Source organism: Faecalibacterium sp. Marseille-Q3530 (assembly GCF_017377625.1).
In the GTDB taxonomy this organism is placed as follows: domain Bacteria; phylum Bacillota; class Clostridia; order Oscillospirales; family Ruminococcaceae; genus Faecalibacterium; species Faecalibacterium prausnitzii_E.
In genome coordinates, this window is record NZ_JAFREH010000013.1 from 86,586 (window position 1) to 96,107 (window position 9,522).

13 protein-coding genes are annotated in these 9,522 nt (G+C 53.9%); 9 read left to right on the plus strand and 4 right to left on the minus strand.

Annotation, left to right across the window (positions count from 1 at the left end):
- Positions 1-157 precede the first annotated feature (157 nt).
- Together J3350_RS11015 and J3350_RS11020 are read left to right on the plus strand one after the other, a co-directional pair.
- Complete coding sequence (locus J3350_RS11015; RefSeq protein WP_370569314.1) at positions 158-484, plus strand: macro domain-containing protein; 327 nt, start codon at positions 158-160, stop codon at positions 482-484.
- A 44-nt stretch (positions 485-528) separates the two neighbouring features.
- Positions 529-1,056 carry an isochorismatase family protein gene (locus tag J3350_RS11020; RefSeq protein ID WP_156057662.1) on the plus strand — a complete coding sequence of 176 codons (528 nt, stop codon included), beginning with the start codon at positions 529-531 and terminating at the stop codon, positions 1,054-1,056.
- Between the two features lie 109 nt (positions 1,057-1,165).
- Here J3350_RS11020 and J3350_RS11025 read toward each other — a convergent pair whose 3' ends face one another.
- The 4 genes from J3350_RS11025 to J3350_RS11040 all read right to left on the minus strand — a co-directional run bounded on the left by J3350_RS11025 (position 1,166) and on the right by J3350_RS11040 (position 4,560).
- A complete protein-coding gene (locus J3350_RS11025; protein ID WP_207686644.1) occupies positions 1,166-2,065 on the minus strand; it encodes a 4Fe-4S binding protein in 900 nt (299 codons plus the stop codon).
- Positions 2,062-2,520, minus strand: coding sequence for an FMN-binding protein (locus tag J3350_RS11030; protein ID WP_207686645.1), 459 nt, complete (start codon positions 2,518-2,520; stop codon positions 2,062-2,064). Before J3350_RS11030 ends, J3350_RS11025 begins: the two co-directional genes overlap by 4 nt.
- Complete coding sequence (locus J3350_RS11035; protein WP_207686646.1) at positions 2,517-3,626, minus strand: FMN-binding protein; 1,110 nt, start codon at positions 3,624-3,626, stop codon at positions 2,517-2,519. Before J3350_RS11035 ends, J3350_RS11030 begins: the two co-directional genes overlap by 4 nt.
- 97 nt (positions 3,627-3,723) lie before the next feature.
- Complete coding sequence (locus tag J3350_RS11040; protein ID WP_207686647.1) at positions 3,724-4,560, minus strand: hypothetical protein; 837 nt, start codon at positions 4,558-4,560, stop codon at positions 3,724-3,726.
- Between the two features lie 291 nt (positions 4,561-4,851).
- On the opposite strand from J3350_RS11040, the gene J3350_RS11045 reads away from it, so the two are divergent.
- From J3350_RS11045 to J3350_RS11075, 7 genes are all read left to right on the plus strand, one after another.
- A complete protein-coding gene (locus J3350_RS11045; protein WP_207686648.1) occupies positions 4,852-5,634 on the plus strand; it encodes a ZIP family metal transporter in 783 nt (260 codons plus the stop codon).
- Between the two features lie 246 nt (positions 5,635-5,880).
- Complete coding sequence (locus tag J3350_RS11050) at positions 5,881-6,489, plus strand: class I SAM-dependent methyltransferase (RefSeq protein ID WP_207686661.1); 609 nt, start codon at positions 5,881-5,883, stop codon at positions 6,487-6,489.
- A 9-nt stretch (positions 6,490-6,498) separates the two neighbouring features.
- The gene (locus tag J3350_RS11055) at positions 6,499-7,362 is read left to right on the plus strand and encodes an MBL fold metallo-hydrolase (RefSeq protein ID WP_207686649.1); all 864 of its coding nucleotides are present in this window, start codon (positions 6,499-6,501) and stop codon (positions 7,360-7,362) included.
- A complete protein-coding gene (locus tag J3350_RS11060) occupies positions 7,359-8,075 on the plus strand; it encodes an L-2-amino-thiazoline-4-carboxylic acid hydrolase (protein WP_207686650.1) in 717 nt (238 codons plus the stop codon). Before J3350_RS11055 ends, J3350_RS11060 begins: the two co-directional genes overlap by 4 nt.
- The gene (locus J3350_RS11065; RefSeq protein ID WP_207686651.1) at positions 8,060-8,551 is read left to right on the plus strand and encodes a hypothetical protein; all 492 of its coding nucleotides are present in this window, start codon (positions 8,060-8,062) and stop codon (positions 8,549-8,551) included. The genes J3350_RS11060 and J3350_RS11065 overlap by 16 nt, the downstream gene beginning before the upstream one ends.
- An 11-nt stretch (positions 8,552-8,562) precedes the next feature.
- The gene (locus J3350_RS11070; RefSeq protein ID WP_207686652.1) at positions 8,563-9,405 is read left to right on the plus strand and encodes a class I SAM-dependent methyltransferase; all 843 of its coding nucleotides are present in this window, start codon (positions 8,563-8,565) and stop codon (positions 9,403-9,405) included.
- On the plus strand, positions 9,402-9,522 hold a 121-nt coding region (locus J3350_RS11075; protein ID WP_207686662.1), incomplete at its 3' end, for a ketopantoate reductase family protein. The genes J3350_RS11070 and J3350_RS11075, both read left to right, overlap by 4 nt.

Below are 9,522 nucleotides of genomic sequence, written 5' to 3' on the forward strand. Positions count from 1 at the left end.
GCAAAACTTTCAGGAAAAGTGCGGTGCTACCATCTGCAAGGATCTGAAGGGGATAGAGAACGGCGCACCGCTGTGCCCGTGCCCGGAGTGCGTCCGCAACGCTGTTCTGGCACTGGGCGAGGTGCTGGGAGAGTAAGATGAAGAAGATCTTGTTTGTTTGCCACGGCATTATGTGATACATACTGTGGGACCGATATGGAATGGTGGAAGGAATAGAGAAGAGGAGCTTCTTGCTAACTGCTATTTTAATTCTATGAAGCTGGCTAGGGATAATGGAATCAGGTCTATTGCATTTCCTTCCATATCAACAGGAGTATATAGTTTTCCGGTGGAGCTTGCAGCAAAGATTGCGGTACGTACAGTTGCCAGATTTCTGCAGGAGAATCCGGGGCAGTTTGATTTAGTGGAATGGGTGCTATTTGATTCTCATACCGAATCGGTGTATGAAGCAGAAGTTACGCTCTATTATAATATACGAATTTAGTTTATTTGAATCAAAGCAAAAAGCTCAAAAAGGAGAGATTATTCATGGTTTTATTGGTTGTAGATGCACAGAATGGTATCGTGGATGAACGCTTATATGAGTTCAGAAAGTTTGTTGGTAATATCAAAAAGCTGATTGGAGCAGCTCGAGAACAAGGCATAGAAGTTATTTATGTACAGCATGATGATGGACCTGATACCGGATTCTCTATCGGGGATGATGAGTTTGAGGTTTATTCCGAGTTTCAACCGATGCCTGATGAAAAACGGTTTATCAAATCCGTATGCAGTGCGTTCAAAAAAGAGAGTGGTCTGCTTGAGTATCTGACTGCAAAGGAAGAAAAAGACGTGATGATTTGTGGCATTATGACTGATTTCTGTATCAATGCCACGGTAGAGGCTGGTTTTGAGCATGGCTTACACATGATTGTTCCTGCCTATGCAAATTCTACGCAGGACAATGAGTACATGACTAGGGAACAGGCTTACCATTACTATAATGAATTTCTCTGGCCTGAACGATATGCAGACTGCGTACCAATGGACAGGGCATTGGAATTACTCAAAAAATGATATAGCGTAAACGGTCTTTGCTGAATACCTTTGTTACCGAAATGATAGATCTCCCAGCCAAAAGGAGGCTGCTGCACAAATACTGCGCAACAGCCTCCTTTTTTATAGTTCAGATGAATCGGCAAAAGCCCAGCCAGCAGCCCAGTAGGAAGAAGAGCAACACTTTACCCAGCACCGGCAGCCATAGACGCTTGCACAAGGTGGTATCCCACCGGTGGATGTTCTGCTTGGGGCAGGTGCCAACGCAGGCTTCACAGGCGATGCATTCCCCGCTGCGCAGGCTGGTTTCTTCCAGCTTCAGGCACACCGGGCACTGCTGTTTACAGGCATTGCAGCCTGGGATGCAGCCGTCGCTCTGCCGGTGCAGCCGCGCAAATGGCAGCACCGGCAGCAGGGCAAACACCGCTCCCATGGGGCAGAGGAACTGACAGAAGAACCGGGGCTGCACCGCCATACCCAGCAAAATGAGCACAAGCAGCCCGATGCCCACACCAAAGCCTTCCGGCGGCAGATGCAGAGCCGTCAGGCGGGAAAACACCTCCCACGGGCTTGCGCCGGTCAGCATCTTTTCCTGCCGGGTCACATACAGTGCTACCAGCCATGCCAGCAGCAGATATTTGACCTTCTGCCCCAAAAGCACCGCCCGCTCCGGCAGACGGAGCTGCTTTTTGCGGTGGAACAGCTTTTTCTGAATCAGCTTGGAAAGCGCCCAGACGGCATCGCCCAAGCTGCCGAAGGCGCAGGCGTACCCACAGAAAAAACGGTCGAAAAGCAGAGTGAAGCCGCACAGCCCCAGCAGGGAAAGTGTGAAGCTGTCCACAGAGAGCACTTCGCCTGCACCGATGTGCAGAAAGATCTGTTTTACCCCGGAAAACCCGGCCATGAATGCGCCCGGCATGGACACAAAGAAGAACAACTGCACCCCGGTGCGCAGCCATGTACGGCGCTTCTTGTCCCGCTGACGCTGCTGCGCCGCTGTTAAAGGCTTTGCCTGTGTTTTTTCCATCATCCTGCCGCCTTTCCCAGTGCGTTTTCTACCGCACCGATAAGTCCTTCTGCCGTGAGGGTAGCGCCGGAAACGGTATCCACCTCAGCAGACTGCACTGCCAGCATCTCATCCAGCAAAGGCAGCGCCTGCTTATAGTAGGGCTTATCCTCGCCGGAAGCATCCAGCACCGCAATATCGGTCATTTTTCCGTTCTGGATAGTCACCGACACCCGAATGACATCGCCAAAACCATAGGCGCTGCCCTCATAGATGCCGTCCCGGTAGCCGCTCTGCTTTGCCTGTGCTGCGCTCTGCGCCTGCAAAACGGAAGCATTGTAGGCTTCAACTTCGGCAATTTCCTGCTTGCGCTGGCTTACCGCTGCCGCCCGAATCAGCGCCACCTGCTGGTATTGCCACAGTACCCCCAAAATTAGCAGCAGGTTTACCGCCCGGAGGAGAAAATTTTTGTATTTCATTCTGCTGCTCCTTCCGTTTCAGATTCAATCCCGGTCTCTTCCGGCGGCAGTGCCGGCTCGGATGTCGGCAGCACTTCCTCAGAAGATGCCGGTTCCGGTTCAGAGGATGCCGGTGCGTCTGCCGGGAAAAGCTGCTGCCATACTTCCTTGAGCCACACGGGAACGGCGCTCTTTTCCTCCGGCTGCACCACCTCCACGGTGGGCGCGGTGACCGGCGTTTCCTCGGACTCTGCTGCTTCATACGGTGCGGTTTCCTCTGCCGTCTCTTCCGATGCAGTCTGCTCCGGAGCGGTTTTCTCTGCCGGGGCAACAGCGGCCTTTGCCAGTGCCAGCTTGACTGCGTTCAGAATTCCGGTGGAGGAGTAGGTGGCGCCGGAAACAGTATCCACGTTGGGGCTTTGTCCCTCCAGAATGGCGGGGATGACCTGTTTTGCCTGGGAGAGATATTCCTCCTCGTCCTCGGCGCTCAGGATCGTAATATCGGTAATTTTATCCTCTGCCACCGTGACCTGCACTGTGATCTGCCCTTCAAAGCCCATGGCTTCGGCAGTGTAGATGCCGTCCAAGTAGATGGAGGGAGCCGTAAATTCCTCCACCACAAGCGTTGCAGCGGGCTTTGGCTGGGGTGGCAGGGGATTGTTGACCACCTCGCCGGTCAGGGCGTTCTGCACTGCGCCCAGAATGCCCCGGCTGGTGTAGGTGGCCTCGGAAACGGCATCCACCTCCCAGCTCTGAGTCTCCACCACGGTGGTCAAAAGCCGCTTGGCACGCCGCAGAAACTGCTTGGTCTCGTGGGATGCGTCCAAGATCTCCACCTCCGTGATGCTGCCGTTTTCCATGGTGACCTGTACTCGGACGGCACCGCCGTAGCCCCGGGAAGAGCCGACGTAAACGCCGTCGGCATAGGGCAGCTTGGGCAGGGTTTCTTCCTCCGCTTCGGAGGAAGCGGCTTCCACCGGCTGCTCCACCACGGTTGTCAGCTTTTCCGGCACGGCGGCCAGCACCGGAACGGTGCGGGGCAGGGCAAAAAGTACAGCTGCCGCTGCCGCCACCGCCGGGAGCAACTGCACCAGCGGCAGCAGTGTATGGCATCGTTTTTTGTTCATTCCAACTCCTCCTGACACGGAAAAGCAAGGCCGCCTGATGCCAAGCGACCTTGCCGTTTTGTACTGTATTTGCTAAATCAGGCAGCTTTCCGCGACCTCACAGCGCCACGCTGACCGGCAGGACATACACGCCGTCGGCGGTGTAGAAGGTGATCTGAGTAACAGTCTTGCCGATGATGGATGCAAAATAAGGATCATCGGCATTGAAGCCCAGCTTGGTACCATGCCAGATGTTGGTCACATGATGCAGGCCGTACTCACTGCCATCGGCGGTGGTCAGAACTACGCCGTAGACCTTGTTGGCCTTGTAGTCCAGATCAAAACCGGAGATTTTCATCTCGTAGGTGGTGTGGTGACCGTTGGTATTCAGCTCCACAGTGGTGCCCTCTACGGTGGTCTCGGTGGCGTGGACCTTGCCAAACTCCCACTTGCCGCTCAGCAGGTTATACCATGCGGTGATGTAGTAGGCAGGGGTCTCACTGAGCTTGTAGTAAGCGTAGCTCTCGTTCTCAAACAAGGCATCTGCGCCGGTGTAGGTGGTGGTGGATTCCTTGCCCTTCAGGGTAACGGTAATGTCGTAGCTGTCGGCATCGGTGACCTGCTTTGCGTTCTTCAGCGCCCACGGGGTCAGCACCTTGACCGGGAAGGAAACGCCGGTGATGTCGGTGCCATCTGCGTTGACGTGGTAGGAACCGGCGGCAAGGTTGCCCGCACGGGTCTTGTTCTTGGTGGCGCTGGTCACAGCGTCGATCTCAGATGCGTTGTCCACACCGGCAGCCTTGTAGAAGTCGGCGTAGGGGATGTTCATCTGGACATAGCTGGAGGTCAGGCTGTTTTCCTGTTCTACCTCTTCCGCAGCGAAGGCCGGGACTGCCACAGCGCATACCAGCATAGCGGCCGCAAGTGCACCTGCAAATACTTTTTTCAATCTCATGGTAACACACCTCTATCTCAGTTTTGAAAAAAACAGTTAGCTTTACCTAACAATTGATGCAAAAAAATGCAGAGGCAAAGCGCCTCAGATGGTTAGGCAAAACAAATTCACGAAGTAAAAATAGCACTCCCACCGGGCGTTGTCAAGTAGAAACCGGAAAGTTTGCAGAGGTGAATTTTTCGATGCAGGAAACGATCTGCATCCTCTATACCGCAAAGCCCTTGACCTTTTTGCCGGAGCGCAGTATACTGCTTGTACAGTTAGTTATATTTAACCGCAAGGAGGTACTACATGATACAAGACGCATTCTGGGGAATTTTGATCCCCTTTCTGGGCACAAGCCTTGGGGCGGGCTGTGTGTTCTTTTTGAAAAACTCTCTGCGTGACGGCATCCAGCGCGCCCTCACCGGCTTTGCCGCCGGAGTGATGGTGGCGGCATCGGTATGGAGCTTGCTGATCCCGGCTATGGAGCAGGCCGCAGATCTGGGCAGGCTGGCATTTTTCCCGGCGGCGGTGGGTTTCTGGCTGGGTATCCTGTTTCTGCTGCTGCTGGACCATCTCATCCCGCATCTGCACCAGAACAGTTTGCAGGCCGAAGGGCCAAAAAGCCAGCTCCAGCGCACCACCATGATGGTTCTGGCAGTGACGCTGCACAACATCCCGGAGGGCATGGCAGTGGGCGTGGTTTACGCCGGGTATCTTGCTGGGACTACTCAGATCACCGCCGCCGGGGCGCTGGCACTTTCCCTTGGCATTGCCATCCAGAACTTCCCGGAGGGGGCTATCATCTCCATGCCCCTGCGGGCGGAAGGAATGAAAAAGGGCCGGGCGTTCTGGGGCGGCGTGCTGTCCGGCATCGTAGAGCCCATCGGGGCAGTGCTGACGATTTTGGCGGCAGGCATCGTGGTGCCCGCGTTGCCCTATCTGCTCAGCTTTGCCGCCGGAGCCATGCTGTATGTGGTGGTGGAGGAACTGATCCCGGAAATGTCGCAGGGGCAGCACTCCAACGTTGGCACGGTATTTTTCGCGGTGGGCTTCAGCGTGATGATGGTGCTGGATGTGGCACTGGGGTGACGGTTGGAACCCTCGAAGGCGAAATCTTTTTCGGAATCTCCGAAAATGCCTAAACTTCTTGACAGAGGAGACGGCAGGGCGTATTATTTTGGTAGAAAGACCGCTGAGAAGCGGCTTTTTATAGAATGAAAAGTTAGTTTTATCTAACTTTCGGCACGAGGAATTGCTGGCCTGTCACCCGGAGCAGTGGGCGCATCTGGTAAAAAGCATTGCATTGTGAACGGTAAACAGAAAGAAGGTGGCATTATGTCCTTTTTTGAAAACACCCGAAAGCCCGTAGGCCTTGGCGGGAAGATCATGGTTGCTATGATGAACTTTGGACACAGCGCAATGGCAGAATGGGGGCTGCGCTTTTTACAGCCTGCCCCGGATGCCATGGTGCTGGACTGCGGCTGCGGCGGTGGAGCGAACATTAAAACGCTGTTGAAACTGTGCCCCAACGGCAAGGTGCAGGGCATCGACTACTCAGCCGTCAGCGTGGAAAAAGCGCGAAAAGTCAATGCCAGAGCTATTGCGGCAGGACGGTGTGCCGTGCAACAGGCAAGTGTGGCAGAGCTGCCGTTTGAAGCGGAGCAGTTTGATGTGGTGACTGCCTTTGAAACAGTCTATTTCTGGCCGGAACTTGCGCAGAATTTCCGAGAGGTTTATCGAGTGCTGAAGCCCGGCGGAATCTTTTTCATCTGTAACGAAGCAAACGGCGAAACAACAAAAGACGACAGATGGACACAAATTATCAATGGGATGACCATCTATACGGATACTGCATTGAAAGAGTATCTGGAACAAGCAGGATTTTGTCAGATCCAAAGCCACAAAAATAAAAAGGGCTGGCTGTGCATCACAGCACAGAAATGAGGTGCGATCATGTCGAAAAAGGCAACGGAATTTCAAAGAAAAGCAATGAGCTGGATGTACCGGGGCAAGGAAATCTTCAAGCCTTTGAACACTGGCTGGATCGACGAGAATGTTGCCTGCGTGCGCGAATGGGTGGCGAACATCTTCTTCTACCGCAAAGGCGATACGACCATTATGGTCGATGCGGGATACAACTACGACCGCCTTGCCGAAAAAATGGGCTGGCTTGGGATTGATCCGAAGTCGATACACCATATCCTTATCACCCATCAGGACACCGACCATGTGGGTGCGGTGGAAGCAGACAGTCAGGGGCTGTTCCGGAATGCGATGCTGTACATCGGCGAGATCGAGAACCGGTATCTGATCGGAGAAGCACGCCGCAAGGTTATTTATCATCTCTATAAGCTGCCGCAAGTGACCATCTACAACGAAAAGCAGCTGCTTCACGATGGAGAGGTCTTTGATATTGACGGCGTCAGAATCGAGTGTTTTCTGGTTCCCGGTCATACATGGGGACACATGGTCTATCTCATTGACGATAAGTACCTTTTTACTGGCGACACGCTGTGGTTTGGCGCGGACGGCGGCTACAGCTTCATTTCCTCGCTGGCGGAGGACAATAAGCTGGCTGTGCAGTTACTGGCGGAGCTGGAGCGGAAACTGCGCGCACGTGGGCTGCATCCATATTTCATCACCGGTCACACGGGATGGACGGACAATTTTGCCTTTGCGTTTGCCCACAAAGACAAGAGCTGTTCACCATTCAAAAAACGAGTACACGACCCATCGGCACCCTATGATGCCTACGACGAATCGGACGACACCGAAGAAAATGCAAAGAGCGGTTTTCTAAAAGGCGTGGGAAGATGAAGGACAGCGAATTACAAATTGACCGTAGCTGCCATGTGCTATATTCCAAACCCTGCAAAAAAGAAATTCTGGCGAAAATCGCCCTGCACTATCCGGAAGCAGAGTGGGAGACAGTATGGGAAAAGGTGCAGCGGCAGTACGCGGTCTTTCTCTCCGACTGGCGCACCGACTTGGGCGGCAAAAAGAACTTCCACAACGGCGTAGGCGGCACCTACGACTGCATCGCCATTATGTGCTATTACGATGTGTGCCGGGATGTGACCACATTCCGTGAAATTGAAGAGATGGAGGAAAAACTGATTCTTCCAACTTTCCGCAAGCTGAAATTTGTGGACTGCAACAAGCCGTTCTGGAGGAAGCTGATGTACAAGGCGTTTGTTCGTGCGAAAAGCGGCTGCGACAAATGGCACGATTATGAGATGTCGGTTGCGCCTTATGAAACCGACAAGCCTATTTATTATGAATTTACGGCGTGCCCGGCGGCGGAATTTGCCAAGCGGTTCGGATTTACGGACATTATGCCCGCCCTGTGCAATGTGGACTATGTGTCCATGGAACTGCTCCATGCCAAGCTCGTGCGGACGACCACCTGCGTGGACGGCTGCCGATGCGACTATACCATCTGCGGCGATAAGGATCCATACGTAAAGGAACATCCCGAATACCGGGATGAAAACGGATACAGGAGGAATAAGGAATGCTTTTACAGGTGATTCTGGAAGGTCTTGGGCTGGGAATCCTGTTGGTTCTCGTCTGTGCCGTTGGCATCCGCAAAGGGGCTGTTGGGATGGTGCATCTTTACAGCCCGGCGGTGCAGCAGCGGTGCGTGAAGCTGGGACTTACAACACACGAGAAAATCAAGCGAAATTCTCTGATTTTCAAAGCCGTTTGCATTCCCGGCTATATCAGCTATGTGCTGGTCTGTGTCTATGAGATAAATGGTGCGAAAGGCTTTGCGGCGGGCTTCTGGCAGCTGCTCGTCATCTTGTCCGTTATGAATCTCATGGACCGCCTGTTGGTTGACGGCTATTGGGTGGGGCACACGAACGCATGGGCGATCCCCGGAACGGAGGATCTGAAGCCCTACATTACTGCAAAAGACAAGCAGAAAAAGTGGCTGTTCGGCACAGTGGGCATGGCAGTTATAGCGATGGTGCTGGCGGCAATGATGACTGTTTTTACTCACTGAGGGAGGAATCTATGAAATACAAAATCGAAAAAAACACCGTGCAGGAGACGCTGATCCTCCCGCTGTATTCCCGGAAGCTGTGTACCGAACTGTACCCAAACCTTTATCGGGACGAAACAGCGGTGCATCTGATTGACCAGATCGACTACGATTTTTCGCAGGCAGAGAAAAACTCCCGCAGCCTGATGCAGCGGTTCGGTGCGCTGGAGGTGGCCATGCGGCAGAATGACCTTGCCTTTGAGGTGCGGGCGTACCTGAAAAACCACCCCTGTGCGGCGGTAGTCAACCTGGGCTGTGGGCTGGATAACACCGGCAGAGCCTGCGACAACGGCAGATGCAAGATCTACAATCTGGACTTTCCCGATGTCATTGCCTTGCGGCAGCAGCTGCTGCCCGCCGGGGAGCGGGAGCAAAACATCCCCTGCGACCTGAAAGACCCCGCATGGTTTGACAAGATCGATGCCTCCGGCGGGGCGGTGTTTTTTGCCTCCGGGGTGTTCTATTACTTCCTGACGGAGCAGGTCAAGGCGCTGGTGCAGGGGATGGCAGATGCTTTTCCCGGCGGGGTGCTGGTGTTCGATGCCGCCAACCGCACGGCGGTAAAGATGATCGCCAAAACATGGCTCAGGACGGCGAAAATCAAGGATGTGGGCGCGTATTTCGCGGTTTCCGACGCGGAAAGGGAGCTTTCTCCATGGGACAGCCGTTTGCAAGTGTCCAGCCGGGGCTATATGCTGGGGTACAACGATTTGAAAGACCCTTCCGTCAGCGGTTTTTTCCGGTTCCTTGCAAGGGTCGGGGACAACGGGATGAAAATGCAGATCGTGAAGATCGGATTTGGAGACAAGCTATGAAAATTCTGGTATATGGTGCAGGCGTTCTGGGGTGCAATCTGGCAAGAAATCTGCTGCGCGCCGGAAAGGATGTCACTCTGCTTGCGCGGGGAAACTGGGCTGCGGAGATCAAGCAGA

Coding starts and splice junctions, on each gene's coding strand:
- J3350_RS11020 (WP_156057662.1), top strand. CDS start 529: ATGGTTTTATTGGTTGTAGATGCACAGAATGGTATCGTGGATGAACGC.
- J3350_RS11030 (WP_207686645.1), bottom strand. CDS start 2,520: ATGAAATACAAAAATTTTCTCCTCCGGGCGGTAAACCTGCTGCTAATT.
- J3350_RS11055 (WP_207686649.1), top strand. CDS start 6,499: ATGTCGAAAAAGGCAACGGAATTTCAAAGAAAAGCAATGAGCTGGATG.
- J3350_RS11045 (WP_207686648.1), top strand. CDS start 4,852: ATGATACAAGACGCATTCTGGGGAATTTTGATCCCCTTTCTGGGCACA.
- J3350_RS11065 (WP_207686651.1), top strand. CDS start 8,060: ATGCTTTTACAGGTGATTCTGGAAGGTCTTGGGCTGGGAATCCTGTTG.
- J3350_RS11060 (WP_207686650.1), top strand. CDS start 7,359: ATGAAGGACAGCGAATTACAAATTGACCGTAGCTGCCATGTGCTATAT.
- J3350_RS11050 (WP_207686661.1), top strand. CDS start 5,881: ATGTCCTTTTTTGAAAACACCCGAAAGCCCGTAGGCCTTGGCGGGAAG.
- J3350_RS11040 (WP_207686647.1), bottom strand. CDS start 4,560: ATGAGATTGAAAAAAGTATTTGCAGGTGCACTTGCGGCCGCTATGCTG.
- J3350_RS11025 (WP_207686644.1), bottom strand. CDS start 2,065: ATGATGGAAAAAACACAGGCAAAGCCTTTAACAGCGGCGCAGCAGCGT.
- J3350_RS11070 (WP_207686652.1), top strand. CDS start 8,563: ATGAAATACAAAATCGAAAAAAACACCGTGCAGGAGACGCTGATCCTC.
- J3350_RS11035 (WP_207686646.1), bottom strand. CDS start 3,626: ATGAACAAAAAACGATGCCATACACTGCTGCCGCTGGTGCAGTTGCTC.